General features: G+C 74.9%; 24 protein-coding genes and 1 pseudogene. 14 read left to right on the top strand and 11 right to left on the bottom strand.

Annotation, left to right across the window (positions count from 1 at the left end; genetic code table 11):
* Nucleotides 1-101 precede the first annotated feature (101 nt).
* Both O7600_RS24570 and O7600_RS24565 read right to left on the bottom strand, forming a co-directional pair.
* Nucleotides 102-1,565, bottom strand: a complete 1,464-nt coding sequence (locus O7600_RS24570) for a serine hydrolase domain-containing protein (RefSeq protein WP_281590846.1) — start codon at nucleotides 1,563-1,565, stop codon at nucleotides 102-104.
* 34 nt (nucleotides 1,566-1,599) lie between these two features.
* Nucleotides 1,600-2,103, bottom strand: a complete 504-nt coding sequence (locus O7600_RS24565) for a helix-turn-helix domain-containing protein (RefSeq protein ID WP_281590845.1) — start codon at nucleotides 2,101-2,103, stop codon at nucleotides 1,600-1,602.
* Between the two features lie 103 nt (nucleotides 2,104-2,206).
* On the opposite strand from O7600_RS24565, the gene O7600_RS24560 reads away from it, so the two are divergent.
* Both O7600_RS24560 and O7600_RS24555 read left to right on the top strand, forming a co-directional pair.
* Nucleotides 2,207-2,443, top strand: coding sequence for a hypothetical protein (locus O7600_RS24560; RefSeq protein ID WP_281590844.1), 237 nt, complete (start codon nucleotides 2,207-2,209; stop codon nucleotides 2,441-2,443).
* Nucleotides 2,440-3,579, top strand: coding sequence for an oxalate decarboxylase family bicupin (locus O7600_RS24555; RefSeq protein WP_281590843.1), 1,140 nt, complete (start codon nucleotides 2,440-2,442; stop codon nucleotides 3,577-3,579). The genes O7600_RS24560 and O7600_RS24555 overlap by 4 nt, the downstream gene beginning before the upstream one ends.
* On the opposite strand, the gene O7600_RS24550 is transcribed toward O7600_RS24555, so the two are convergent.
* Nucleotides 3,518-5,116, bottom strand: a complete 1,599-nt coding sequence (locus O7600_RS24550; protein ID WP_281590842.1) for a helix-turn-helix transcriptional regulator — start codon at nucleotides 5,114-5,116, stop codon at nucleotides 3,518-3,520. The genes O7600_RS24555 and O7600_RS24550 overlap by 62 nt on opposite strands.
* 143 nt (nucleotides 5,117-5,259) lie before the next feature.
* On the opposite strand from O7600_RS24550, the pseudogene O7600_RS24545 reads away from it, so the two are divergent.
* From O7600_RS24545 to O7600_RS24530, 4 genes and pseudogenes are all read left to right on the top strand, one after another.
* A pseudogene (locus O7600_RS24545) lies at nucleotides 5,260-5,955 on the top strand (CDP-alcohol phosphatidyltransferase family protein); the annotation flags it as partial.
* A 191-nt stretch (nucleotides 5,956-6,146) separates the two neighbouring features.
* Nucleotides 6,147-7,739 carry a sulfatase gene (locus O7600_RS24540; protein WP_281590840.1) on the top strand — a complete coding sequence of 531 codons (1,593 nt, stop codon included), beginning with the start codon at nucleotides 6,147-6,149 and terminating at the stop codon, nucleotides 7,737-7,739.
* Between the two features lie 13 nt (nucleotides 7,740-7,752).
* Nucleotides 7,753-8,508, top strand: coding sequence for an FkbM family methyltransferase (locus O7600_RS24535; RefSeq protein ID WP_281594258.1), 756 nt, complete (start codon nucleotides 7,753-7,755; stop codon nucleotides 8,506-8,508).
* Between the two features lie 37 nt (nucleotides 8,509-8,545).
* Nucleotides 8,546-9,085, top strand: a complete 540-nt coding sequence (locus O7600_RS24530) for a DUF1697 domain-containing protein (RefSeq protein ID WP_098743504.1) — start codon at nucleotides 8,546-8,548, stop codon at nucleotides 9,083-9,085.
* A 4-nt stretch (nucleotides 9,086-9,089) separates the two neighbouring features.
* Here the strand turns inward: O7600_RS24530 and O7600_RS24525 are convergent, their stop codons facing one another.
* Nucleotides 9,090-10,073 (bottom strand): MBL fold metallo-hydrolase, encoded by a 984-nt coding sequence (locus O7600_RS24525; protein ID WP_281590839.1) that lies wholly within the window; start codon nucleotides 10,071-10,073, stop codon nucleotides 9,090-9,092.
* A 155-nt stretch (nucleotides 10,074-10,228) separates the two neighbouring features.
* Nucleotides 10,229-11,107 carry a serine hydrolase gene (locus O7600_RS24520; protein ID WP_281590838.1) on the bottom strand — a complete coding sequence of 293 codons (879 nt, stop codon included), beginning with the start codon at nucleotides 11,105-11,107 and terminating at the stop codon, nucleotides 10,229-10,231.
* A 38-nt stretch (nucleotides 11,108-11,145) separates the two neighbouring features.
* Here O7600_RS24520 and O7600_RS24515 point away from each other — a divergent pair, with 38 nt between their 5' ends.
* The 4 genes from O7600_RS24515 (at nucleotide 11,146) to O7600_RS24500 (ending at nucleotide 15,424) form a co-directional block, all read left to right on the top strand.
* On the top strand, nucleotides 11,146-12,123 hold the full coding sequence (locus tag O7600_RS24515) for a LysR substrate-binding domain-containing protein (RefSeq protein ID WP_281590837.1): 978 nt from the start codon (nucleotides 11,146-11,148) through the stop codon (nucleotides 12,121-12,123).
* A 40-nt stretch (nucleotides 12,124-12,163) separates the two neighbouring features.
* A complete protein-coding gene (locus O7600_RS24510; RefSeq protein WP_281590836.1) occupies nucleotides 12,164-13,333 on the top strand; it encodes an endonuclease in 1,170 nt (389 codons plus the stop codon).
* Between the two features lie 134 nt (nucleotides 13,334-13,467).
* Nucleotides 13,468-14,322, top strand: coding sequence for an aldo/keto reductase (locus O7600_RS24505; protein WP_281594257.1), 855 nt, complete (start codon nucleotides 13,468-13,470; stop codon nucleotides 14,320-14,322).
* A gap of 118 nt (nucleotides 14,323-14,440) precedes the next feature.
* Entirely contained in the window at nucleotides 14,441-15,424 is a 984-nt protein-coding gene (locus O7600_RS24500) for an aldo/keto reductase (protein WP_281590835.1), read from the top strand.
* 51 nt (nucleotides 15,425-15,475) lie between these two features.
* Here the strand turns inward: O7600_RS24500 and O7600_RS24495 are convergent, their stop codons facing one another.
* Nucleotides 15,476-17,026, bottom strand: coding sequence for a carboxypeptidase-like regulatory domain-containing protein (locus tag O7600_RS24495; protein ID WP_281590834.1), 1,551 nt, complete (start codon nucleotides 17,024-17,026; stop codon nucleotides 15,476-15,478).
* Nucleotides 17,027-17,241: 215 nt separating this feature from the next.
* Here O7600_RS24495 and O7600_RS24490 point away from each other — a divergent pair, with 215 nt between their 5' ends.
* The 3 genes from O7600_RS24490 to O7600_RS24480 are packed head-to-tail and all read left to right on the top strand — an operon-like array spanning nucleotide 17,242 to nucleotide 19,691.
* Entirely contained in the window at nucleotides 17,242-17,796 is a 555-nt protein-coding gene (locus O7600_RS24490) for an NAD(P)H-dependent oxidoreductase (protein ID WP_281590833.1), read from the top strand.
* A 27-nt stretch (nucleotides 17,797-17,823) separates the two neighbouring features.
* Nucleotides 17,824-18,837 carry an ATP-binding cassette domain-containing protein gene (locus O7600_RS24485; RefSeq protein ID WP_091584111.1) on the top strand — a complete coding sequence of 338 codons (1,014 nt, stop codon included), beginning with the start codon at nucleotides 17,824-17,826 and terminating at the stop codon, nucleotides 18,835-18,837.
* On the top strand, nucleotides 18,834-19,691 hold the full coding sequence (locus O7600_RS24480) for an ABC transporter permease (protein ID WP_281590832.1): 858 nt from the start codon (nucleotides 18,834-18,836) through the stop codon (nucleotides 19,689-19,691). The genes O7600_RS24485 and O7600_RS24480 overlap by 4 nt, the downstream gene beginning before the upstream one ends.
* Before the next feature lie 83 nt (nucleotides 19,692-19,774).
* On the opposite strand, the gene O7600_RS24475 is transcribed toward O7600_RS24480, so the two are convergent.
* The 5 genes from O7600_RS24475 to O7600_RS24455 form a co-directional block, all read right to left on the bottom strand.
* Nucleotides 19,775-23,080, bottom strand: coding sequence for an AAA family ATPase (locus tag O7600_RS24475; RefSeq protein WP_281590831.1), 3,306 nt, complete (start codon nucleotides 23,078-23,080; stop codon nucleotides 19,775-19,777).
* Between the two features lie 43 nt (nucleotides 23,081-23,123).
* Nucleotides 23,124-23,540 carry a hypothetical protein gene (locus O7600_RS24470; protein WP_281590830.1) on the bottom strand — a complete coding sequence of 139 codons (417 nt, stop codon included), beginning with the start codon at nucleotides 23,538-23,540 and terminating at the stop codon, nucleotides 23,124-23,126.
* On the bottom strand, nucleotides 23,537-23,797 hold the full coding sequence (locus O7600_RS24465; protein WP_174529986.1) for a hypothetical protein: 261 nt from the start codon (nucleotides 23,795-23,797) through the stop codon (nucleotides 23,537-23,539). Before O7600_RS24465 ends, O7600_RS24470 begins: the two co-directional genes overlap by 4 nt.
* Before the next feature lie 13 nt (nucleotides 23,798-23,810).
* Entirely contained in the window at nucleotides 23,811-24,524 is a 714-nt protein-coding gene (locus O7600_RS24460) for a hypothetical protein (RefSeq protein ID WP_281590829.1), read from the bottom strand.
* Nucleotides 24,525-24,657: 133 nt separating this feature from the next.
* Nucleotides 24,658-25,506, bottom strand: coding sequence for a helix-turn-helix transcriptional regulator (locus tag O7600_RS24455; protein WP_281590828.1), 849 nt, complete (start codon nucleotides 25,504-25,506; stop codon nucleotides 24,658-24,660).
* A 101-nt stretch (nucleotides 25,507-25,607) separates the two neighbouring features.
* Between O7600_RS24455 and O7600_RS24450 the strand changes: the two genes are divergently transcribed.
* Nucleotides 25,608-26,375 (top strand): SDR family NAD(P)-dependent oxidoreductase, encoded by a 768-nt coding sequence (locus O7600_RS24450; RefSeq protein ID WP_281590827.1) that lies wholly within the window; start codon nucleotides 25,608-25,610, stop codon nucleotides 26,373-26,375.

Here is a 26,375-nt window from a genome sequence, read left to right as displayed (position 1 = left end):
AGGAGTTCGGGTCCCGGACGAGATTCGCGTCGACGGATCACCCGCTCGACCTACGGGCGGGGCGGGGGTGGGCACCGGGTCGGGCGCCACTCGCTCGGGCCTCAGGCGGCGATCACCGCCACCGCCAGCCCGGCGAAGGCCAGGGACAGCGCCGCGCCGGCCGCGCGCCGCCAGCGGGGCGCGCCGGCGACGACGGGCAGTTCCCGCCACCGCCGGACGGCGGGCACCAGGGCCGCCCCGCTCAGCGCCGCGCCGAGCGGCCAGAGCCAGCCCGGGACCACCGACCAGTCGCCGAGCCGGTGCGCGAGGCCGAGGTAGAGCACCGCCCAGACGGCGGCGGAGAGCACGGTGGTCCGGTCCGGTCCGCGGCGGGCGACGCTCCACAGCGACAGGCCGCCGAGGAACGTGAACGCCAGCGCGAGCCCGCCGCCGATCCAGCTCGGCAGGCCGGTCGACTCGCTCGCCGCGTCGCCGGTGACCCCGAGCAGCCGCAGGCCGAGCGCGTCCAGGTCGCGGGCGGTGTTGCCGAGCACCACGACGCCCCGGCCGGCGGCACGGTCGTAGCCGACGTACGCCCGGAAGCCGCCGGTGCCGCCGTTGTGCCAGACGATCTCCCGGTCGCCGTACCGGCTGGTGAACCAGCCGTAGCCGATCCGACGGTCACCCCCCGCGTCGAACCGGGGCGTGGCGGCGTCGACACCGGGCGCGGTGCCGGCGAGCATCGCGGCGGTGAGCCGTGCCAGGTCCTCGGCGGTGGACCAGACGCCGATGCCGGCCGGGGCGTAGCCGGCGCCCACCCACGGGTCGGCGGGCCGGCCACCGGCGGTGGCGCCCTCCGCCCGAGCGGCGGGTAGCTGGTCGGGCCCGGTGGCGACCACGGTGGCGGTCATGCCCAGCGGCCGCAGCACGTCCCGCCCGACCAGTTCCGGGTAGCCGACACCGGCCCGCGCGGCGAGCCCCTGGCCGAGCAGCGACATGCCGAAGTTGGAGTAGGAGACCGAGCCGCGTCCGTCGCCCGGTTCGACCCCGGCGGCGTCGGCCACGACGCGGTCCACGTCGTCGCCGGCGTAGGCGTTGCCGGCGGTCAGCGACGTCCACCAGGCTCCGACCCAGGTGGACGGGCCGGTCGGCAGCCGGGGCAGCCCGGAGCGGTGGCTGGCGAGTTCGGCGAGCGTGACCTCGCCGGCCGGGCCGGTGACACCCGGCAGGACGGTGCCGAGCCGGTCGTCGGGGCGGACCGCGCCGGACGCCACCTGGCGGGCCAGGAGCATGCCGGTGAGCGGCTTGCCGACCGAGCCGATCTCGAACGGGGTGCCCGGCTCGACGGCCGGACCGCCCGGCGCCCGGTCGCCGAGGCCGGCGACCCGGATCCGGCCGTCCTCGACCGAGGCCACCGCGAGGCCGCGCAGGCCGTCGGGGTCGTCGACGGCGGCGCGGACGGTCGCGGCCAGGTCGGCGTCGCCGGTCTGCTGCCGGCCGAGTTCGGGGGCCCGGGGCGCCAGGCCGGTCGCGGCGGCCGCGGCCACGAGGCCGGCGGCGACCGTGAGGACGGTCGGGGTACGCATGGTGCTGCCTCCCGTCGGGGTGGGGTGCTGTCGGTCAGCGGCGCGCGGCGGTGAGGATGGCCAGCAGCGGCACCACCCGCTCGGGCGGGATGTCGTAGCGCCCGCGGGCGCCGCTGCGCAGCCAGCCGGCGGCGGCGAGTTGCCGCAGGTGGTGGTGGAGCTGCCCGGTGGTGCCGAGGCCGTCGAGGTCGGCCAGTTCGGCGGTGCCGTGCCGGCCGCCGAGGATCTCCCGCAGCAGCCGCAGCCGGACCGGGTGGGCCAGCGCGGTGAGCGTGCCGGCCAGCGCCGGCCAGTCGCCGTCGAGCAGGTCGTCGACGGTGGCGCCGTACTGCCAGTCGTAGTGCCGGTCGGCGGTGCGGACGGTGCCGGTGTAGAGCACCGCCCCGGGGCCGTCGGCGGGCACCCGCCGCTTCAGGCCGGCGAGCGCCCAGAACACGTCCTCCGGCGCGGTGTCGTCGGCCTCGGCCGGCGGTGCCGCGCCGACGAGCCGCGCCACCTGCGCCTCCAGGGCCGCCAGCCGTTCTTCCACTGTCGCCACGCCCACCAAGGTACGTAAGTACGTAGCTACGTGCAAGTGGAGGAATCCGGGATCCCGTGAACGCGTGATGTGGCCCCCCGCTCCTCCGACGGACGATCGGCGCATGACCGAGCCCGTCTCCCCACCGGCCGGGCTGCGCCGCCGGCTCGCCGCGTCGCTGCTGGCCGCCGCCGCGCTCGCCGTCGCGGGTCTCCCCTGGGCCGCCGCCGCCGTCGGACTCACCTGCCTCGGCGTACCGGCCGCGGTGGCGCTGCGCGACGGCCCGGCCGCCGCCCGCGCGCTGCTCCGGGCGCCCCGTCCCGTCCGCACCGCACCGACCTACCGAAGGAGCCGAGCATGACCTCCGCCGACCCGCCCCAGCCGGTACGCGCCGGCGCCGGCAGCCGGGACACCGGACCGCGTGACGTGACCCGGGACGGGGAGAACCCGGACGTGCTGACGCCGCCGCCCACCGACTCCGGCACGCTGCCCAACCTGAAGTTCTCCTTCTCCGACGCGCACACCCGGATCGAGCGCGGCGGCTGGACCCGCGAGGTGACCCAGCGGGAGCTGCCGATCGCCACCGAACTGGCCGGCGTGGACATGGCGCTGGAGCCCGGGGCGTACCGGGAGTTGCACTGGCACAAGCAGGCCGAGTGGGCGTACGTCATCTCCGGCAGCTGCCGGATCGGCGCGGTCGACCAGGAGGGACGCAACTTCCTCGACGACGTGCGGCAGGGCGACCTCTGGTTCTTTCCGCACGGCGTGCCGCACCACATCCAGGCCCTCGACGAGGGGGTGGAGTTCCTGCTGGTCTTCGACGACGGCGCGTTCTCGGAGAACGGCACGTTCCTGCTCAGCGACTTCTTCGCGCACACGCCCCGCAGCGTGCTGGCCAAGAACTTCGGCTGGACCATGGAGCAGATGGCGAACCTGCCGGAGCGGGAGAAGTACATCTTCCCCGGCGAGGTGCCGCCGCCACTGAGCGAGGACCGGGTGGTCAGCCCGACCGGCGACGTGCCCCGCACGTTCAAGCACCGGCTGCTCGCCCAGGCCCCGCAGCGTTTCCCCGGCGGCACGGTCCGGATCGCCGACTCGGCGAACTTCGCCGCCTCCACCGCGATCTGCGCGGCCCTGGTGGAGATCGAGCCGGGCGGCCTGCGCGAGCTGCACTGGCACCCGACCGACGACGAGTGGCAGTACTGGATCTCCGGGCACGGCCGGATGGGCGTGTTCGCCAGCACGGGCGTGGCCCGCACGTTCGACTTCCGGGCCGGCGACGTCGGCTACGTGCCGTTCGCCTACGGCCACTACATCGAGAACCTCGGCGACGAGCCGCTGGTGTTCCTGGAGATGTTCCGCAAGCCCCGGTTCGAGGACATCTCGCTGACCCAGTGGATGGCGAACCTGCCGGCGGAGATCAGCGCCGCGACGCTCAACCTGCCCCGCGAGATGATCGAGGCGCTGCCGAGGGAGAAGCGTCCGGTGGTGCGCTGACCGGCCGGGCGTCCCACAGGCGGGCCAGTTGCAGCCGGCTGCGCACGCCCAGCTTGGCGTAGACGGCCCGGACGTGGGTGTCGACCGTGTGGACCGACAGGTGCAGCCGTCCGGCCACCTGCTGCTTGGTCGCCCCGGCGGCGAGCAGGTCGGCGACACCCGCCTCCCGGGCGGTCAGCGCGGCCAGGCCGTGCCCGGGCGGCCGGGGCGCCGGACGGCGGCGGGTGACGTCGAGATGCCCGTCCCACCGCTCGGCGGTCTCCTGGTCACCGGTCGCGCCGGACCGCCCGTACACCCCCGCCGCCTCCCGCGCCGCCACGCGCGCCTCGGCCAGCCGGACCCGGGGCGACCGGGCCAGGTCGAGCAGGGCGTCGGCGAGCGCCGGCCGGGCGCCGGTCCGGCGCAGCTCGCGCACCGCCGCCCGCAGCGCCTCCGGGTCGCGGCGGACCAGGCCGTCCGCGTGCCCGGCCAGCCCGGACCAGAGGGGTACGGGAGTCCGCCCGGCCACCTCGGCGAGGCGGTCGGCCACCGCCGTCGCCCGGCGGGCGTCACCGAGCAGCAGCAGCGCCTGCACCAGACGCGGGCCGTACTGGGCGACCGCCAGCAGCGGACGCGCCGTGCGGGTCAGGTCGGCCACGACGGCGCGGAGCAGGTCCCGGTGCCGCGCGGGCTCCGGATCGCCGGCGGCGGCGAGGCCGAGCGACGCGTACGGGATCCGGTCCGGCCAGGACCGGGCCGGTCGGGCGTCGGCGAGCAGCGCCCGCGCCCGCTCCGGCCACCCGGTCCGATACGCCACCTCGACGCGTACCGCCGTCAGGGCGGCGCGGGCCTCCACGCCGAGCGGGACGGCCGGCCGGTCCAGGGCGAGCCGGGCCCGCGCGTCCGCCTCGGGCAGCGCACCGGCCGCGAGCAGACGCCGGCAGGACCAGGCGGTCAGCGCGGGCCAGGCCACCGCCGGCAGATCGGGGTAAGCGGCGTCGAGCGCCGCCGCCGCGTCCTCGTACCGGCCGAGCGCGAGCTTGACCTCGATCCGGTCGAGGCGGACCGAGGTGGCTTCCCCGCGTACCGCCGGGTGGTGGGGGTCGACGGCGGCGAGCAGGTCGCCGCCGGTGGGCACCGCGCCGGTGGCCAGCGCGCGGGCGGCCCGGGCGAGCGTGAGCCGCACGGCGGCGGCCGACGTCGGGTGCGCGGCGCGCGCCCGACCCGCGGCCCGCAGCAGGGCGTCGGCGTCGGGTTGGCCGACCCGCGCGGCGATCCACGCCTCGGTGGCGCGCGACCAGGCCCGGTGCTCCGGCGGCAGACCGGAGCGGGCCAGACCCAGGTAGGTCAGCGCGGTGGCCGGGTGGTCGTGGCCGTACCCGGCGCCGAGCCGCCCGCGCAGCAGGGCACGGTCGGCCACGCCGGCCCGGTCGGCGGCGAGTTCGGCGGCGAACAGGTCGCGCGCCTCGGCCGCCCGCCCGGCGAGTTCGAGCCGGTCGGCGGCGGCCAGCAGCGTGGCGTGGCGGTGCGGGTCGGCCGCGCCGTAGGGTCCGGGCACGGCACCGAATCAACCACGGGCGACCCGGCCGGACGGACGTTTCACATGAAAGCCACTCGTGATCGTGAGTTTCCGGCATCACAACGAACCGAACGGGCATGTTCTGCGTACACACGTGTGGTCATGACGTCTACCTCGGAGGCATGGTGTCTGCGGTCCGAACTGATCCATTCGCGGGGGCGATTCTCCAGGTCGGCGTGCTCGCCGGCCTCCACGGCACGGTCGGCCTGGGCCGGTACGGCTGGCTGGCCGGCCTCCTCTGCGGGGTGGTGATGGTCGCGGCGCTGAGCCACGGGCTGCGGCGCTCGGGCGGACGCCGGCTCGGGCCGGCCGACTGGGTCACGCTGAGCCGGGCCACCCTGGCCGGCGGCGTGACCGCGCTGGTGGTGGACTCGTTCAGCCGACCGGTATCGGTCCCGGCACTGGTCGGTCTCACCGCCGTCGCGCTCGCCCTGGACTGGGTCGACGGGCAGGTGGCCCGGCGCACCGGCACGGTCAGCGCGCTCGGCGCCCGCTTCGACATGGAGGCCGACTCCTTCCTCGTCCTGGTCCTCTGTGTCCACGTCGCCGACCAGGTCGGCCCCTGGGTGCTGGTGATCGGCGCGATGCGGTACGCCTTCGTCGCGGCCGGCTGGGTGCTGCCGTGGCTGGACGGCCCGTTGCCGCCGCGCTACTGGCGCAAGACCGTCGCGGCCGTGCAGGGCATCGTGCTGGCGGTGGTGGCGACGGGTCTGCTGCCCGCGCCGCTGGCCGTCGCGGCGGTGGTCGGCGCGCTCGCGCTGCTGGTCGAGTCCTTCGGCCGGGACGTGTGGTGGCTGTGGCGGCACCGGGCGCGGCGGGCGTCGCTTCCGGCCGCTCCGGTCTCCCCCGCGCCGGTGGCCCCCCGCGCCGAGTGGGAGCCGGGCACCCGCGTGCTTGTCGACCGCCGTCCGGCCGAGGTCGGGGCGCGGCGGCCGTGACCGGAGACGAACCGTCCCGCCCGGAGCGGGACGAGACCCCGACGGACGGCGCGGCGCCTCGGCGACGGCGCGTGCCTGCCCTGGTGGCGACCGCGCTGGCCGCCGTGCTCGTGCTGGTCGCCCTGACCCTGCCGAACGAGGTGGACCTGCTCGACCCGGCCGCGTTCCTCCGGATCCCGGTGGAGGGGCTGGTCGCGGTCGCGCTGCTGCTGGTGCTGCCGGCTCGGCCGCGCCGGGTGCTGGCCACGCTGTTCGGCGCGTTCCTCGGCCTGGCCCTGGTGCTGACCATCGTCGACCTCGGTTTCTCGACCGTCCTCGACCGCCCGTTCGACCTGATCGCCGACTGGGCCTTCCTCGCCGCCGGGGCGGAGTTCCTCGCCGAGTCCTACGGCCGGGCCGCCCAGGTGGGCGCGGTCGTCGCGGCCGTGGCCGCCGTCGTCGCCGTACCGGTGCTGGTCACGCTGTCGGTGCGGCGGCTGGCCGGCGTCGCGGCCCGGCACCGGGTCGCGAGCACCCGCGCCGCCACCGCGCTCGCGGCCGCCTGGGTGGTCTGCGCCGTGCTCGGCGCGCAGGTCGTCCCGGGTCTGCCGGTCGCCGCCGACACTGTGGCGACCGGCGTGTACGACCGCGCCGGGCAGGTGCGTTCGGGTCTGCACGACCAGGAGCGGCTGCGCACCCAACTCGCCGGCGACCCGTTCCAGGACGCCCCGGGCGACCAGTTGCTCACCGGGTTACGCGGCAAGGACGTCCTGGTCACGTTCGTGGAAAGCTACGGCCGGGTCGCGGTGGAGGACCCGGAGCTGGCGCCGGAGGTGGACGCCGTCCTCGACGACGGGACGCGGCAACTGCGCGCGGCCGGCTACGGCAGCCGCAGCGCGTTCCTCACCTCGTCCACCACCGGCGGGGGCAGCTGGTTGGCGCACGCCACGCTGATGACCGGCATCCGGGCCGACAACCAGCTGCGCTACACCAACCTGGTGCGCAGCGACCGCCTGACCCTGAACGGGGCGTTCAAACGCGCCGGGTGGCGGACCTCGCTGGTCATGCCGGCGCTCACCCGGGCCTGGCCGGAGGCCGACTTCTTCGCCCCCGACCGGGTCTACGGCGCCGAGGATCTCGGCTACCGGGGGCCGACGTTCAGCTTCTCCTCGCCGCCGGACCAGTTCACGCTGGAGGCGTTCCAGCGCGCGGAGCGGACACCCGGGCACGCACCGGTGATGGCCGAGATCCCGCTGCTGTCCAGCCACATCCCGTGGTCGCCGGTGCCGAAGCTGGTCGACTGGGACGACCTCGGTGACGGGTCGGTCTTCACCGGCACCAACCGCGCCCCCCGCGCGGACGAGGGCACCCGCCGGGCCTACCGGAAGTCGATCGTCTACTCGCTGCGCACGTTGATCTCCTACGTCCAGCGGTACGGCGACGAGAACCTGGTGCTGGTCTTCCTCGGCGACCACCAGCCGGCCCGGTCGATCACCGGCGAGGGGGCCGACAAGGACGTGCCGATCACGATCGTGGCCAAGGACCCGGCCGTGCTCGACCGGATCTCCGGATGGGGCTGGCAGGACGGCCTGAACCCGGCCCCGGACGCCCCCGTCTGGCCGATGGAGTCGTTCCGCGACCGCTTCCTGCGGACGTTCGGACCGCAGTCCCGCACTCACAGTTAGGAATGTCGTGACGATGCTCGCGCGGGCCTGGGGGATCACCCGTTCCCTGGCCATCTACCACGGCCAGCCGGCCAAGCACCGGCGCGCCCGGGAGCTGTACGGGCAGTTCCTCTCCCCCGGCGACCTCGGTTTCGACATCGGCGCCCACGTCGGCGGGCGGGTACGCACCTGGCGGCGGCTCGGCGCGCGGGTGGTGGCGGTCGAGCCGCAGCCGGACTGCCTGCGCGTGCTGCGCCTGGGCTTCGGGCGGGACGAGGGTGTCACGATCGAACCCACGGCGGTCGGCGCCCGGGCCGGGCAGGCGCGGCTGGAGTTGTCCTCCGCCACACCGACCGTGTCCACCATGTCGTCGTCCTGGATCGACTCGGTCACGGCGGACCCGAGCTTCGCCAAGGTCCGGTGGGACCGGTCGGTCGAGGTGCCGGTGGTGACGCTCGACGACCTGGTCGCAAAGCACGGCGAGCCGGCGTTCTGCAAGGTCGACGTCGAGGGCTTCGAGGTCGACGTGCTGTCCGGGCTCAGCCGCCCGGTGCGCGGGCTCTCCTTCGAGTACCTCCCGCCGGCGCACGACGCCGCCCTCGCCGCACTCGACCTCGTGGAACGGCTGGGCGCGCGGGCGGGCGGCTACCGCTACAACTTCTCCCCGGTGGAGACCATGCGCCTCGCCGCCGAGCGCTGGCTGGACGCGGACGGCCTGGTGCGGCTGCTGGAGACGTACCGCCCGACCGGCCGCTCCGGCGACGTCTACGCCCGTCTGGCCTCCGCCTGACCTAGGCTGGTCCGGACCGCCGCCGCGAGGAGGATCGATGGCCCGCTACGCCGCCCTGCTGCGGGGCGTCAACGTCGGCAACGCCCAACTGGCGATGGCCGACCTGCGACGCCTCGTCACCGACCTCGGGCACACCGACGTCAAGACCTACCTGCAGAGCGGCAACGTGGTGTTCACCAGCCCACCCACCGACGGTGAGGTCCTCGCCGAGGGCATCGCGAAGCGGCTCGCCGACGAGTTGGGCCTGCGGGTGCCGGTCCTGGTGCGGGACGCGGGCGAGCTGGCCGCCGTGGTCGACGCCAGCCCGTACGCCGGGCGGCAGGACGACCCGACCCGGGTGCTGGTGGCGTTCCTGTCCGCCGCGCCCGCGCCGGCGCGGGCCCGGGAGCTGGCCGTGCCCGCCGGCGAGGACATGGAGTACGCGCTGACCGGGCGGGAGGTGCACCTGCACTTCCCGACCGGCCGCTACGGGCGGACGAAGTTCACCAACACCTACCTGGAGAAGGTCCTGGGCGTGGCCGCGACGGTCCGCAACTGGAAGTCGGTGCTGGCCCTGCGTGACCTCACCGCCGGTTGACAGGTCAGAACCGGTACGCGGTGTGGTACTCGGGCACCAGCACCCGGCTGCGTGGTGAGACCCGGCGCACCTCGGCGACCAGCGCGTCCAGGCGGGCGCGGTCGTTCTCGGCGACCGTCGGGGGGTTGGTCAACGGGGTCTCGAAGTTGTCCCAGTGCACCGGCACCACGACCTTCGGGTGGTCGAGCGCGGCCATCAGCCGGGGCACGTAGTCGGCGGTGGCCGTGGTGGCGGCGGAGGCGATCATCGCCACGTCCGGGGCCAGCCCGGTCAGCCGGCGCTCGTCGAGGTCACTGGCGCCCATGAAGAACACCGACGGCCCGCCGTCGACCCGGAACTGGTAGGCGAGCGTGTCCCCCTCGGGCAGGTCGGAGATCGTCTCCGGGCGCGGCGGCGGGCTGACCCGGACGCCCGGGAAGGCCATCGACCAGGCCGCGTTGCGGCTGTGCAGCGAGCCGACCACCTCGACCGTGTAGCCGTCGAAGTCGAGCACCTCGCCGCCCTTCACCGGCGCGAGCTGCCCGGCCGGCACCCCGTACGCCAGGCCCAGGTGGTAGGCGGTGAGCGTGCCGAGCACCCGGGCGCCGGTCCGCGTGGCGATGTGCGGCACGTCGTTGAAATGGTCCCAGTGGGTGTGGGTGACCAGGATGTTCTCGGCGCGGTCGGCGAGCCGGTCGACCACGTCGGCGGCCACGGCCAGCGGAGTGTCCGGGTTGAACGCGCCCCGGAACAGGCCGGTGTCGTAGCGGCTCAGGTACGGGTCCACCAGCACGGTCCGGTCGCCGATGTCGATCCGCCAGCCGGCCGTGCCCCACCAGCGGAAGCTGACGGCGCCGGGTCGGGGCCGTCCGGCGGACCGGCCCGCCGGGGTGGCGGCCAGGGCCGGTGCGCCGGCGGCGAGCCCGGCGGTGGAGACGGCGGCGGCGCCGACGGCGGTGTCGCGCAGAAAGCGGCGGCGGGCGTAGCCGGACGGTCGTTTCTCGGGCATGGGTCATCCTCCCCGTACTGGATCGGTGGATCGGTAGGGCCCACCACACCACCCGACCGGCGGCGGCGTCCAAGATCGAGCGGCGGAACGAGCGATATCCGTTCCGATATCACCGCAGCTCAGCGGCGGTGCGACCGGGACCGCCGGTCCGGGAATCAGCGCAGCGACTCGACCGCGGCCCGGGCGGCCTCCCCCATCGCCAGGTCCGCGTCGACCCGACGGGTGCTGAGCCGGTCGGTGCGCACCAGGACCGCTATCGCGTACCGGCCGCCGTCGGGATACTCCGCGACGCCGGCCTCCAGGTGGACGCCCGGCAGGGTGCCCGTCTTGCCGGCGACCCGGACGCCGGGCGGGAAGCCGGCCGCGAGTCGGGTCCAGAAGAGCTGCCGGGCCATCAACTCCCGGACCGTCGCGCAGGCCTCCGGCGGGCCGGCCTCGTCGCGCCACACCAGACGCAGCAGCCGGGTCAGCTCCCGGGCGGTGCTGGAGGTGGTGTGCTCCGGGTCGAAGACCCGCATGGCCCGGACCCGCTCCGGCGGCAGGGTGGGGAAGATCCGCGCGAAGTCCGCCTCGGTCCGCGCGCCGACGTCGGCGAGCATCGTCTCGACCGCCTGCCGGGGACCGCCGACGATTCGGGTACGCGGCAGGTCCAGCTCCGCGGCAAGCATCGGCAGCACGTCCGGGCCGACCCGACGCAGCAGCAGGTCGGCGGCGGTGTTGTCGCTCACCGACATGGCGAAGTACGCGAGGTCGCGCAGGGACACCTCGACGTCGTCGGCGCAGCCGGCCACACCCCAACCGCCGAGCCGGTCGGCGGCGCCGACCAGGACCCGCTCGGCCGGGTCGAGCTGACCGGCGGCGACCTGCCGGGCGAACTCCAGCACCAGCAGGACCTTGAAGACGGACGCGATGACGATCCGCTCGTCGGCCCGCAGCGCCACCTCGCGCCCCGGGTCGTCCACGTCGGCGACGTGCAGGCAGCCGCTCAGCCCGGCCCGCTCGAAGATCTGCCCGACCCGCTGCGCCGCATCCACGCCGACACGGTAGCCAGCGCGGGGGTTAGGGTGCGCGGGTGGACCTGCTGCGACACCTGCGGCACTTCGTGGTGGTCGCCCGGGAGCTGCACTTCGGCCGCGCCGCCGAGACGCTGGGCATGGCGCAGCCGCCGCTGAGCCAGTCGATCCGGCGGCTGGAGCGGGAGTTGGGCGCCATCCTGTTCGACCGGTCGCAACGGCGGGTCCGTCTCACCACCGCCGGCCAGTTGCTGCTCGGCGAGGCCGACGAGCTGCTCGCCGGCGAACGCCGGCTGCGGCACCTCGCCGACCGGGTGCGGCGGGGCGCGCTCGGGGTACTGCGCGCCGGCGTACCCCCGGAGACCCCGGCCGTGACGCTGCGCGCGCTGCTCGACGGGCTGGCCGCCCGCGCGCCCGGGCTCGACCTCGACCTGCACGAGCTGACCAGCGCCGAGCAGCGGCGCATGCTGACCGAGGGACGGCTGGACGTCGGCCTGCTGCACCATCCGGTCCTGGAGGCCGGGCTGCGGTTGGGCGAGCCGGTGGACGTGCCGGTCGGCGCGCTGCTGCCCCGGGCCTCGCCGCTGGCCCGGGTCCGCGAGGTCGCGCTCGCCGACCTGACCGGCCTGGATCTGGTCACCGCGCCGCCGACCACCGCGCCCGGCTGGCACGAACACCTGCTGACCGTGTGCCGGCAGCACGGTTTCGTCCCGGCCCGGGTCCGTCCGGCGCGTAACCCGGAGTTCCTGTTCGGACTGCTCCTGGCCGGTGGGGCGGTGGCCGTGGAGCCGGCGGCGCTGGCGCGTCGGGAGCCGCGCATCGCCTGGCGGCCGCTCGCCGGCGCGCCGCTGGTCCGGCGGATCTCCGCGGCGTGGCCGAGCCGGGCGGCGCATCCGGCGGCGCCGATGTTCGGCCGGCTCGCCGCCGAGGTGCTGGCCGCGCCGGAGGCGCCGGCCGGATCGGCGCTCGTCGCCCCGGCGGCCCGTCCCTGGCCGGTGCTCTTCGACGCCGATCGGGACGGAGAGTTGTCGCGGTGATCTCCCGGAGTTCACCCGACACCGACTAACATCGCCGCTCATGAATATGAAGAGCGTCACCCGCTCGCGACCCGGGCGGTTGATCGCGGCGGTGGTGCTGACCGTCGCCGTCGCCACCCCGCTGACGGTGACCAGCACGGCGTCGGCGGCGGCCACCCTGACCGTGGCGCAGGCGCTGGCCGCCCAGGACGGCCGCACGGCCACCGTCACCGGATACGTCATCGGTCAACCGACCGCGACGAGCACGGTGATCACGTCCGGCTTCACCGCCGACACCGCGATCGCGATCGCCGACCAGGCCGGCGAGACCAGCACCGGCCGGATGCTGTACGTGCAGGTCACCGCCGCCTGGCGGAGCGGTTTCGGGCTGCTCACCAACCCGTCCCTGCGGGGGCGGCAGGTGACCACGACCGGCGCCCTGACCGCGTACTTCAGCCACGGCGGCCTGAAGAACCCGACCGCGATGAGCCTCGGCGGCGGGACCACCCCGACTCCCACCCCGACCCCGAGCGGCACCACCTCGCCGGGCGCCTACTACGCCGCCGCGACCGGCAAGACCGGCGCCGCGCTGCGCACCGCCCTGCACACCATCATCAGGACGCAGACCACGCTCACCTACGACCAGGTGTGGGAGGCGCTCAAGGACACCGACCAGGACCCGGCGAACCCGGCCAACGTCGTCCTGCTCTACAGCGGGCGCTCGCAGAGCAAGACCGCCAACGGCGGTGGCGTCGACGACTGGAACCGCGAACACGTCTGGGCCAAGTCGCACGGCGACTTCGGCACCGCCACCGGTCCCGGCACCGACGTGCACCACTTGCGGCCAGAGGACGTGTCGGTCAACTCGCTGCGCGGCAACAAGGACTTCGACTCCGGCGGCAGCGCGGTCGCCGAGGCGCCCGGCTGCTACACCGACGCCGACTCGTTCGAGCCGCGCAACGCGGTGAAGGGCGATGTCGCCCGGATGATCCTCTACATGGCGATCCGGTACGAGGGCGACGACGGCTGGCCGGACCTGGAGCCGAACGACTCGGTGGCCAACGGCGGCGCGCCCCGGCTCGGGCGGCTCACGAAGCTGCTGGCCTGGAACGACCAGGACCCGCCGGACGCCTTCGAGCAGCGCCGCAACCAGCGCATCTACGAGCGCTGGCAGGGCAACCGCAATCCGTTCGTCGACCACCCGGAGTGGGCGCGGGCGATCTGGGGTTGACGCCTGTCCCAGATCACCCACCGGCGGCGTGAGGACGCCCGCCGAGCGGGTACGAACACCGGGTGGCACGGCCCGGGAGCCGCCGCGTGGAAGCGCTTCCGGGCACCCCCGAACGATCGGAGATGAGAATCGACATGGCCGCCAACCGCGTTCCGGACATCTCGCTCAACGACGGCAACACCATCCCGCAGCTCGGCTTCGGTGTGTTCCAGATCGACCCGAAGGACACCGCGCAGGCGGTCGGCGCCGCGCTGGAGATCGGCTACCGGCACATCGACACCGCCCAGATGTACGGCAACGAGGCCGAGGTCGGGCAGGCGGTGCGCGCCTCCGGGCTGGACCGGGACGAGGTGTTCGTCACCAGCAAACTGAACAACGGCTTCCACCGCCCGGACGACGCCCGCAAGGCGTTCGAGCAGTCGCTGCGCGAGATGAAGTTCGACCACCTCGACCTGTTCCTGATCCACTGGCCGCTGCCCACCCTCTACGACGGCGACTTCGTCTCCACCTGGAAGGTGCTGGAGGACCTGCAACGGGAGGGCAAGGTCAAGTCGATCGGCGTGTCCAACTTCCAGGTCGCGCACCTGGAGCGACTGGCCGCCGAGGCCGACGTGGTGCCGGCGGTCAACCAGATCGAGGCGCACCCATACTTCGGCAACGAGGAGGTGCGCGCGTACGACCGCGCCCACAACATCCTCACCGAGGCGTGGTCGCCGATCGCGCAGGGCAAGGTGCTCGACGACCCGACAGTGGTCGACATCGCCGAGGAGGTCGGGCGGACCCCGGCGCAGGTGGTGCTGCGCTGGCACGTGCAGCGCGGCGACATCGTCTTCCCGAAGTCGACCACCCCGAAGCGGATCGAGGAGAACTTCGCGATCTTCGACTTCACCCTCGACGACGCCGCGATGGACCGGCTCACCGGCCTGGGCCGGGGCGAGGCCGGCCGGCAGGGCCCGAACCCGGACACGTTCGACTACGTGCCGAGCTGAGCCGTCGGACACGTCACGGAGGGGTCCCGGGGGAAACCGGGTCCCCTCCGTCGCGTTTGACTTCGCGCGCACTCGAAGGGGCAGGGTGGCCGGAAACGCTCCGACGGGGAGGAACACCATGCGCTACCGCACCATCGGCACCGACCCGGCCACCCGCCGTGAGGTCAGCGTGCTCAGCCTCGGCGCGATGCTCTTCGGCACCGCCACCGACGAGGCCACCTCGTACGCCGTCCTGGACCGCTACGTGGAGGCCGGCGGCACGTTCGTCGACACCTCGGACAACTACGCCTTCTGGCAGAACGGCGGCCAGGGCGGGGAGAGCGAGGAGCTGCTCGGCCGCTGGCGGCGCAGCCGCGGGGTGGGCGACGAGGTGGTGTTCGCCACCAAGCTCGGCGCCCGTCCGCTCGCGCCCGGCACCAGCTACCTCGACAACGCGGAGGGCCTGTCGGCGAAGGTGATCCGCGAGTCCGCCGAACGCAGCCGCGAGCGGCTCGGGCTCGACCGGATCGACCTGCTCTACGCCCACATCGAGGACCACGACGTCCCGCTGCGGGAGACCGTGGAGGGCTTCGCCGAGCTGGTCGCCGAGGGCACCGTCGGGCTGCTGGGCGCGAGCAACCACCGGGCCTGGCGGGTCGAGCGGGCCCGCGCGACCGCCGCCGCGGCCGGCCTGCCCGGGTACGAGGTGCTGCAGTACCACCGCAGCTACCTGCCGTCCCGGGTGGACCTGCCGAACGCGCTGGACCCGGACGGCGACGTCGGCTGGGTCGGCCCGGACCTGGCCAGTTACCTGCGGGCCGAGCCCGGGCTCACGCTCGTCGCGTACTCGCCGCTGCTCAAGGGGGCGTACGTGAAGCCGGAGCGGCTGGGCGAGGAGTATGCGCTGCCCTCCACCCCGGCCCGGTTGGCGGCGCTGCGCGCGGTGGCCGACGAGACCGGGGCCACGGTCAACCAGGTGGTGCTGGCCTGGCTGATGGGCGGCGACCTGCCGGCGATCCCGCTGGTCGGCTGCTCCTCGGTGGCGCAACTGGACGAGGCCCTGGGCGCGGTGGACCTGGAGCTGGCTACCGAGCAGCGGGCCCGGTTGGACGCGGCCCGCTGAGCGGGTTCCGGGCCGGAGGGATCACGCCATCCGGCCCGGAACCCGGGTCACTCAGTCGATCGGGAACCGGCTCGCCTCGACGTCCAGCCGGAACGGGCTGCTGCCCGGAATCGCCACCGGCGTGGCCTCCGCCTGCGTGGCCACGCCGTCGTACCAGCCGGCGTACCGGACGTAGGGCGGCGTCCAGAGCCAGGCGACGGTGACCTTCTGCGGGCCGAGGACGCGCATCGCGTACTCACCGTCCCCGTCGGACGTCCAGCCGACGACCTCCCCGGTACGGGCGCTGTGCACGGTCACCTGCGCGTTGACCGGCCGCCCCTCGGGATCGACCAGCCGGCCGGTGACCAGGACGCCCCGCCGCAGGGCCGGGCTGTAGGTGGTGGTCGCGCCGGCCCGGACGGTCACCGGGGTGGCCTTGCCCCGCAGGGCGAACCCGCCGGACCACTGCGTGGCGTTGCCCTCGGTGGTGAAGAGCAGCGGCCACGCGTACGGGCCGAGCCAGTCGATCCGGTAGCGACCCTGCGCGTCCAGCGCGACCCCCCAGCGCGGACCGCTGACGCCGGGCTCGTGAGCGAGGGTCACCGTGCCGGAGGTCACCAGCTTGCCGGTGGCCGCGCTGGTCACGGTGCCGGTGACGACGCCGGCCCGGTCGAGACGGATGGCCGGGACGGTGACGGTCTGCCCGGCCTTGAGGGTGATCGCCCGGGCCTGCTTCGGGTCACCGGTGCCGCCGGTCGCGCCGACCCACTGCGCCCCGTAAGCCGAGCCGGTCGCCGGGCGGGCGAAGATGTTCCACGAGCCGGCCTCGACCCGGTCGAGCCGGACCGCGCCGGTCGGGTCCGAGCAGGCCCGCGGGCTGGGGCGGGCCAGGTCGCCGGTGCCGGCCGGGGCCGCGGTGAGGCAGACGCCGGCGACGGGCGCGCCGGTGGCCGCGTCGACCACCTGCGAAACCAGGTGTGCCGACGGGGTCAGGTCGACCACGTTCGCGCCACCACCGTCGGCCGACACCGTCACCGACGCCTCGCGGGTCAGGTAGGACCCGTCCTCGGTGGAGACGGTGATCCGCTGCGGGCCGGGAACCAACGGCGACACGGTCAGCTCGGGTCCACCGCACGCGCTCCGGCGCGGGTCGATGAACACGCAGAAACTGTCGATCGGGGCGCCGGTCAGCGCGTCGCGCGCCCGCAGTGTGGAGGGGACGGGTGCGAGCAGCCGCTCGGTGACGTCCGTCGTGTCCCCCGCGGACACCCGGACCGTTCCGGCCTGCGCCCAGGTCGTGCGACCCGGCACCCACTGCCGCAGCACATCGTCGGGCAGGTCGGGGCTGCCGTAGGCCGGACTGATGGCGATCTTGTAGTCGTTGGCCGGCAGCTCCAGGCTGAGCTGCCCGGACTCGTCGAGCTGCTGGAGCCCGCGGCTGTAGCTGCTGTCGGCGGCCAGCACGTCGACGCTGCCCTGCATCGGGGTGCCGTCCGGCGCGGTCACGGTCAGGTGCAGGACCCCGGCGGGGTCGTCGGCCGCGTGGGCGGCGGTGGTGGGCAGCGCGGCGGCGGCGAGCGCCGCCACGGCGAGCGCGGTGAGCGTTCTTCGGGCGATGGACACAGGCGACTCCTCCGGTCGGTGCGCAGCGAGGGCTCCTGTGCCTGCATGGCCGAGACACGCCCCCGTGCGTCAGTGCCGCCCGCAGCTTACGGTCATCGATGCGTCACGTGCTGTCACCGATCGGTCAGTCAGTCGACCCGGGCGGCGCCCGCCAGATCGGATCTGGCGGGCCGTCTGGCGCCGTCAGGGTGAGGCCGGCAGTGAGGGAGGGCAGCATGACGCCGTTGCGGCTCGCCGTGCTCATCGGCAGCACCCGTGAGGGACGGGTCGGCGACCGGATCGGGCGCTGGTTCGCCGCACAGGCCCGCCGCCGGGACGGGCTGGTGGTCGAGGAGATCGACCTCGCCGGGTTCGACCTCCCGACCGCCCTGCCCGCCGAGCCGACGCCGGCGATGCGGGAGTTCGCCGGGCGGGTGGCGCGGGCGGAGGCGTTCGTCGTGGTCACCCCCGAGTACAACCACAGCTTCCCGGCCTCGTTGAAACAGGCGATCGACGTCGCCTACGACGAGTGGCAGGCCAAGCCGGTCGGCTTCGTCTCGTACGGCTGCCGGTCGGTCGGTCTGCACGCGGTCGACCAGCTCCGGACGGTCTTCACCGCGCTGCACGCGACGACCGTACGGGACACCGTCGGCGTCGACCTGCTCGACGGCGAGCCCACCGGGCACGCCGAGGAACGGCTCCGGCAGGACGTCCGGCTGCTCCTCGACGAGCTCTGCTGGTGGGGCCTGGCGTTGCGCGACGGTCGCGCGGCCCGCCCGTACGCCTGCTGAGAACACCCACGGAGAGAGGTAGTGATCATGAGTAACCGGAACACCGGCCTGGCCGTCGAGGCCGACGGCCTGGTCCGGTCGTTCGGCTCGACCCGGGCGCTCGACGGGCTGGACCTGCGGGTCCCCGCCGGCACCGTGTACGGGATGCTCGGGCCGAACGGCGCGGGCAAGACCACCGCGGTGCGGGTGCTGGCGACGCTGCTGCGCCCCGACGGCGGCACGGCCCGGGTCTTCGGCCACGACGTGGTGACCCAGGCCGACGCGGTCCGCGCCCGGGTGAGCCTGACCGGCCAGTACGCCTCGCTGGACGAGGACCTGACCGGGGCGGAGAACCTGGTCCTGCTGGGCCGGCTGCTCGGGCTGGGCCGGCCGGCCGCGCGGGACCGGGCCGAGGCGTTGCTGGCCGCGTTCGGGCTGACCGAGGCGGCGGCCCGGCAGGTGAAGAAGTACTCCGGCGGGATGCGGCGGCGGATCGACATCGCGGCGAGCATCCTCAACACGCCGGACCTGCTGTTCCTGGACGAGCCGACCACCGGGCTCGACCCGCGCAGCCGCAACCAGGTGTGGGAGATCGTGCGGGCGGTGGTGGCGCACGGCACCACCGTGCTGCTGACCACACAATACCTGGACGAGGCGGACCAGCTCGCCGGCCGGATCGCGGTGGTCGACCACGGCCGGGTGATCGCGGAGGGCACCCCGGGCGAGCTGAAGTCGTCGGTCGGCTCGGGCACCGTCCACGTGCGACTGCGCGACGCCGGGCAGCGGTCCCGGGCCGAGCAGGTGCTGCGGACCACGCTGGGCGTGCCGGTGCAACTCGCGGCGGACCCGGTGGCGCTGACCGCGCGGGTCGGCGAGGACGGCACCGACCTGGAGGCCGGCGAGCAGGCCGCCCGCGCCCTCGGCGAGCTGGCCCGGGCCGGCATCGTCGTCGACGACTTCTCCCTCGGCCAGCCCAGCCTGGACGAGGTGTTCCTGGCCCTGACCGACCACCCGGCCGTCTCGACGGACGAGCGGGACGACGAGCTGGAGGCGGCCCGATGAGCGACACCGCGACGACCACCGCCGGGCGGGCGCCGTCCGTCTACGTGCCCTCCGCCGAGGCGCTGGCGACCGTGCTCGCCCCCGGGGAGCGACCGGCCCGGCCGGGGCCGCTCGCCGCGTCGCTGACCTTCGGCTGGCGGGCCATGCTGAAGATCAAACACGTGCCCGAGCAGCTGTTCGACGTCACCGCGTTCCCGATCATCATGGTGCTGATGTTCACGTACCTGTTCGGCGGCGCGCTCGCCGACAGCCCGCGTGCGTACCTGCAGTTCTTCCTGCCCGGCATCATGGTGACCAGCGTCGTGATGATCACCATGTACACCGGGGTGGGCCTGAACAACGACATCGAGAAGGGTGTCTTCGACCGGATCCGCACCCTGCCGGTGTGGCGGCCGGCGGCGCTGGTCGGGATGATCTTCGGGGACGTGCTGCGCTACGTGCTGGCCGCCCTGGTCATTCTCGCCGTGGGCCTGGTGCTCGGCTTCCGCCCGGACGGCGGGGTGCCCGGCGTGCTGGCCGGGATCGGCCTGCTGGTGGTCTTCTCGTTCGCGTTCTCCTGGGTGTGGACGTTCTTCGGCCTGGTGCTGCGCAGCGAGAAGTCGGTGATGGGCGTCAGCATGATGGTGCTGTTCCCGCTGACGTTCCTGAGCAACGTGTTCGTCGACCCGTCCACCATGCCGGGCTGGTTGCAGGCGTTCGTCAAGGTCAACCCGATCACCCACCTGGTCGCCTCGGTGCGCGCCGCGATGGGCGGCTCGATGGACGCCACCAACACGATGTGGCTGCTGCTGTGGAGCGCCGGTTTCGTCGCGGTCTTCGGCTCCCTGACCATGTACCGCTACAACCGCCGCTGACGTCCGTTCCGCCGCCCCGGCCGGACCACCGGGGCGGCGGACGCGGGCTCGCCGCGCGTGACGGCCGGGGCCGAGGGGAGGCGTCAGAGACGCCAGGAGATCGGGTCGGGCGGTAGGTAGCGGCACGTGGTGCCGGTGGTGATCGAGTCGCGCAGGTGGGATGCCAGTGCCGGGTGCCGCTGGTCGATCCGGCGCAGCGAGTCACGGATCCGGCCGGTCACCGCCTTGCGCGCCCGCTCCGCCTGGTCACCGAGGCGGCGACTGCGCCCGGCCAGGCCGGCGGCGGCCCGCAGTTGGTCGAGCAGGGCGGCGCGCTCGGCGTCCAGGGCAGCCAACCGCCGCTCGTCGTCACGCCGGGCGGCCCGGTCGATCTCGTCGTCGAGCCGCCGCAGGTGCTGCCGGTAGCGGGCCTTCGCCTCGTCGTCGAGCACCGGATCGGCGCCGAGCCGACCGGCCGCGACCAACTCCGGCCCGGCCGCCGGGTCGAGCAGGTCGATCGCGGGCACGTCCACGCCCGGCCGGCCCAGCAGCAGCCGCAGGTCGTGCAGGCCCTTGGCGTCGGGCAGGTGCACCACGACACCCGCCCACCCGAGCCGCCACACCGGCCCGTCCGGGCGGAACTCCGGCCACCCCGGGTCGACTCCGTCCACACCGGAGGGAGCTACGCCGGTGCCACCGACAACCGGCGTCGGCCTGTCGCGGCCCGCCTCCTGAACCCGCCCGCCCCCGGACGGCTCCGTCATGGGGAGGGCAGCGTCACCCGAGTAAAACCCCGTCGTCCGGGCGGAGATGTCGCCGAAGGCATCCGCCGGCCCCAGCCGGTCGACCACCTGGGGCATGCCCAGCGCCCGCGCCTCGGCCACCACCGCGGCGCGCAGCCGGGTCGCCTCGGCCGCGTCGCCCGGCCCGCCGCGCCCGGTCAGCGCGGTGACCAGCCCGGCCCGGGCCAGCACCGACCAGGGACGCGCGCCCAGCCGGTCGGCGGCGTCGCGCGCCGCCGCGTAGCCGGCCACCGCGTCGTCCCACCCGCCCAGCGCCGCGTCCACACCGGCCAGCCACAGGTCGACCGGGCCGGCCACGTCGCAGCCGAACAGCGCGACCATCCACCGGCCCCGGTGCGGGGCCAGGGCCGGCCGCACCTCGGCGCAGCGGCCCGGGTCGCCGTCGACCGCCGCCGCCTGCGCGCGCAGGCGCAGCCACACCGGCGACACCGGACGGGGGTACGTGGTGCCGGCCGCCTCGATCTCGGCGGTGAGCCGGAGCACCGTGGCGGTGTCGCCGCGTTCGGCGGCGGTGATCCCACGCAGCAGCTCGACCTGCGGGTGCCCCGCGCCGGCCTGGTCGAGCAGGGCCTCGGCCTCGGCGAGACGCCCGCGCAGGAGCAGCAGCGCCCAGCGCAGGTGGTGTGCCATGAAGGCGTGGTCCGAGTGTTCCCACTCGCCGTAGCCCTCCATCTCGGCGTAGCACGACTCCGCGCCGGCGAAGTCGCCCCGGAGGGCGGCGATGATGCCGCTGTCGACGGTCGCCGCCATCCGCTGGCGGGCCACGTCGCCCTCGCGGCAGCCGGCCACGAACGCGGTCAGCTCGTGCCGGTATGCCGGGTCGCCCAGTTCCAGCAGCGCGACCCAGCGCAGCGAGGTGGCCCACAGCTCGGTGTCCCGGTCGCCACTGCGGCGGGCCACCTCCCGGATCTCGGCGGTGACCACGGCCCGTTCCTCGGCGGTGCCGAGCCCCCACGTGGTGTCGTGGCGGGCCCACAGGCTGAACGTGAGCGCCTCGTCGTCGCGGCCGTGCCGGGCGAGCGTCTCGGTGGCGGTGATGAGGTCGGTGACCAGCGCGCGGATCGACCGTTCCGGCTCCGGTTCGCCGATCAACCGCCCGTACGCCTCCCGGACCAGCGCGGCGGCGTCGAGCCGGCGGCGGGTGGCCGAGTGCTGCCCGTGGGCGGTCAGCGCCACCCGGGCCAGCACGGCCGGCTCGTCCAGCCCCCGGGCCAGCGTGGCGGCGTCGACCAGCAGCCGCTCGACCTCCTCCGGCGCGCCGGCGTGGTGCAGCAGCCCGGCCAGTTCCAGCAGCACCCGCACCCGGCGCGCGGGCTCGTCGGTGCGGTCGAGCGCACGCCGGAAGTGCCGCACCGACTCCTCCACGGCCAGCCGCCCGCTCGCGTCGCGGGCGGCGGCCAGCAGCAGGTCACCGGCGCGTACCGGCTCCAGCTCGGCCCCGGCGAGCCAGGCGTGCCGGGCCAGGTCGGCCGGGATGAGCCGGTCGGTCACCGCGGCGGACCGGTCGACGGCCCGGACCACGGCGGCGTGCCGGGCCCGCCGCTCGTCCTCGGCGAGGCCGTCGTAGAGCGTCTCGCGGACCAGGTCGTGCACGAACGCGAACCGGCCGCCGCCCCGGGCCAGCACCAGGCGGGCGGCGGCCGCCCGGTCGAGCAGCCGGTCGACCTGGGCGGCCGGGGCGGGTACGCAGGCGGCGAGGACCTGCCGGTGGAACTCGCGACCGAGCACGGCCGCCACGGTGAGCGCCTCGACCACCGGCGCGGGCAGTTGGTCGAGGCGGCGGCGCACCGCCTCCCGCACGCCGGGGGCGATGGTGTCGGCCAGCCCGTCGGTGTGCCAGAGCCGGGCGGTCTGCTCGACGAAGAACGGATTGCCGCCGGTGCGCCGGTGCACCTCGTCGACCAGGCCGGCGTCGGGCTCGCGACCGGCGGTGCGGGTGATCAGGGCGGCCACCTCGTCGCGCCCGAGGCCGGTGAGCGTGATCGTGGTGGCCTTCGCGGTCAGCGGCAGCAGCAGCGGCCGCAGCGGGTGGTCGCCGGCTTCGACCTCGGCGTCGCGGTAGGTGCCGATCAGCAGCAGCCGCTCGAACCAGGTGTGCTGGGTGGCGAACTGGAGCAGCCGCAGCGAGGCCGGGTCGGCCCAGTGGAGGTCGTCGAGGACCACCACGACCGGCCGGTGCTGGGCGACCGCGACCAGGGCGGTGGTCACCGCGTCGTGCTTGTCGAACTCCGCCCGGTCCCCGTCGTCGCCCGGCCCGGCCGGGTCGTCGGCGGCCGGCCCGCCGAGCAGGGCGGCCAGCCCGACGCCGGCGGCCTCCTGCGCGCGGGCCCAGTCGTCGGCCGAGCGGGCCAGCCGGCGCAGCACCTGCATCCAGGGCCAGTAGTCGGGGGCGGTGTCGGACTCCCAGCAGGCGCCGCCGAGCACCAGCGCCCCGCGCCGGCGGGCCTGGTCGGCGGCGGCGCCGACCAGCGTGGTCTTGCCGATGCCCGGCTCGCCGGTGACCAGGACCAGGCCGCCGTGGCTGGTGGTAACCCGGTCGACCTCGGCGCGCAGCAGACCCGCGGGATGTTCCCGCCCGATGATCCCCTCGCCGAACCGCGGCTCCATGACCTCCCGACGGTAGTCGACAGGTCCGACATCGCGGCGTCGCTCAGCCCATCGGCTGGCGGGCGTCGGTGACCACGTGGGAGCAGGCCGGGCAGGCCGCCGGCCCCTGCTCGGCGAACCACCGGCAGGTACGCCGGATCGCGCACTTCGGCAGCGTCTCCTCGGCGGGCGGCGCGGTCTCGGCGTACGAGGCGGCCATTCGGGCGCCCAGCCCGCAGTGCGAGCCGGTCCAGAAGCCGCAGGACGAGGTGACGCAGGGGCCGGCGAGCCGGACCCGGCTCTCGATCGGCTCGTCCGAGTCGTCGGCCCCGGCGAGCGCCACCTCGGCCGGTACGGCCGGAGTCACGTAGGCCACCCGGCCCGCCGGAGTGATCATGCCGAGGAACACCGTGGCGTTGGACGCCGGGGTGCTCGGGCACATCCGCTCCGGCGGACCGGCCGGTCGGGCGGCGTCGGTCACCGCTGGATCCAGAATCCGATGTCGTTGATCTTCTGGCCGAGGTCCTGCGCCAGCACGCCGTCGAGTACCCAGAGCCCGTACCACTCGGGGCGCAGCTTGATGTTGCCGTGGCCGAGGGTCAGCGGGTTGGTCAGTTTGGCGTTGGCGGTGCCCAGCGCGGCCAGGCCGGCCTTCTGGATCTCGCCGGCGATCAGGGTCTGCTGGTCGGGTGTCAGGTCGACGCCGTCGACCACGAAGCGGAACTCGTTGCGGGCCATGTGCTACCTCCGGTCACTCGTACGATTCGGTGCCCAGCCCGCGACGCAGGCTGGTCCGGGTGAAGGCCGCCCAGCCGACGTGCGAGGCGGGGTCGGCGGGTTGCCCGGCGCGGGCGAGCACCCGGCCGGCGTGCTCCGGCCAGCGGGCGGCGGTGGCCGCCGCGTCGCCCCACAGCTGCCGGCAGGCGGCGACCGCGAAGGCGACCTGCTCGGACGCGCCGGTGAACCCGGCCGTCCCGTCGCCGACGCGGACCGTGCCGTCCGGCCGGACCCGCACGCTCGGGAAGTGGTGGTGCAGGCTGGCCAGCGTGGCCAGGTGGGCGACGTCCCGCCGGGCGGCGGCGAAGCCGGCGTGCAGCTCGTCGTCGCGCCGGTGGCGGATCGCGTGCAGGACCAGCGCGTCGCCGGCCGGTTCGACCCGGGCGACCACGTGCACGGGCGCGCTCCAGGCGCGGGGTGAGTTCGCCGACCAGAACGCGAGCCAGGCGGTGAGCCGGGCGTGGAAGTCGGCCTGGACGGCGACCGCGGGCGCGGACCCGTCGGGTGCGCGCAGCGCGGCGGTGGCGATCCGGTCCCGGGTGATCAGCGGCGATCCGGGACGGGCCGGCGCCGCCGCGGCGGCGCCGGTGGTGGAGGCGACGGCCAGGCCGGTCAGGGTGACCGCCGAGGCCGCCGCCGCGCCGGCGAGGAGTCGCCGACGGTCGAGCGGGTGTCCGTTGTCGTTCATCGTCGGCCCTTCGTCGACGGCAGTGCCCCGACGCTATCGACCGGAAGGGATCAGGAAAACACGCTGCGTGACGGGAGGTTGACAGGAAAGCCGGGGATTCCCGGCGGCGTGAACGACCGTTCCTGTGCCGGGTTCACGCGGCGGAGGACGGGAACCTCTCGTGCCCGAGCACGCCGAGCAGCCGCAGCTTCTCGGCGGCCTCGCTGCGCGGCGACGCGGTGAACACCAGCAACGCCTGCGACTGGTCCTCGGTGAAGAGCACCTGGCAGTCCAGTTCGATCGGGCCGAGTTCGGGGTGGACGAGCGTCTTGTGGTCGGCGAAGCGCTGGGCCACCTCGTGCCGCTCCCACAGCTCGGCGAACTCCGGGCTCACCGCCCGCAACGCCCGGACCAGCTCGCCGGCGCGCGACCGGGCGCCCATCGACCCGTACGCGGCGCGCAGGTTCGCGACCTGGGCGCGGCTCTGCCGCTCCCGGTCGTCCTCCGGGTAGCGCTCCCGCTCGGACGGATCGGTGAACCACCGGTAGATCCCGCTGCGGGCCAGGCCGGTGTGGCCGGTCCGGTCGCCGAGCAGCGCCGCGGCCAGCCGGTTCTGCACCAGCGTCTCGCCCAGGTCGGACAGGACCAGGGCGGGGGTGTCGGCCAGCCGGTCCAGCACCCGCAGCAGCGCCGGCGCGACGTGCGTGCCGGTGGCCGTCCGCTCCGGCGGGCTGTGTCCGGCCACCCGGAACAGGTAGTCGCGCTCGTCCCCGGTCAGTCGCAGCGCCCGGGCCAGCGCGGCCAGCATCTGCGGGCTCGGCTGCGGCCCGCGCCGCTGTTCCAGCCGGGTGTAGTAGTCGGTGGACATCGCGGCGAGCGCGGCGACCTCCTCCCGCCGCAGGCCGGGCGCGCGACGCCGGGCGCCCTCAGGCAGCCCGACGTCGCCGGGACGCAGGGCCTCGCGGCGTCGGCGGAGGAAGTCGGCCAGGGCTGGGCGGTCCATGATCCGAGTATCCGGCCGCCGTCGGACGCGAACCAGGGATCCCCGATCCCCCGATCAGGGATCTCTTCCCCGCCCGGGTCCGGCCGCACCATGCTGGCGGCATGGACATCTCCGGAAACACGATCTTCATCCCCGGCGCCACCAGCGGGATCGGCCTGGCGCTGGCGCTCGCCCTGAAGGACCGGGGCAACACGGTGATCGTCGGCGGCCGGCGTACCGAACTGCTCGACGAGATCGCGGCCGAACACCCCGGCCTGGACACCGTCGCGATCGACACCACCGACCCGGCGAGCATCGCGACGGCGGCCGACCAGGTGCTGGCCCGGCACCCCGACCTCAACGTCCTGGTCGCGATGGCCGGCGTCATGCGGATCGAGGACTGGCGCTCGCCCGAGACGTTCCTCGCCTCGGCCGAGGAGGTGGTGACCACCAACGTGCTCGGCCCGATCCGGCTGATCGGCGCGTTCGTCGAGCACCTGACCCGGCGCGGGAACGCGACCATCGTCACCGTCTCCTCCGGCCTGGCGTTCGTGCCGTTGCGGGTGACGCCGAGCTACAACGCCTCCAAGGCGGCGATCCACATGCTCAGCGAGTCGATCCGGTTGCAGTTGTCCGACACCGGCGTACGGGTGCTGGAGCTGGTCCCGCCGGCCGTGCGGACCGGGCTGCTGCCCGGCCAGGAGACCAGCGAGTTCGCCATGCCGCTGGACGAGTTCGTGACCGAGGTGGTGGCGCTGCTGGAGGCGCGGCCGGACGCCACCGAGATCCAGGTCGAGCGGGTGAAGTTCCTCCGCCACGCCGAGGCGCGCGGCGACTACGCGCAGGTGGTGGCCACGCTCAACGCGGCGGATCCGCACGCCGCGACCTGA

The organism is Micromonospora sp. WMMA1998 (assembly GCF_027497375.1).
Lineage (GTDB): Bacteria > Actinomycetota > Actinomycetes > Mycobacteriales > Micromonosporaceae > Micromonospora > Micromonospora sediminicola.
The sequence above is the reverse complement of the archived record's forward strand: the minus strand, read 5'-3'. Positions and strand labels throughout refer to the sequence as shown.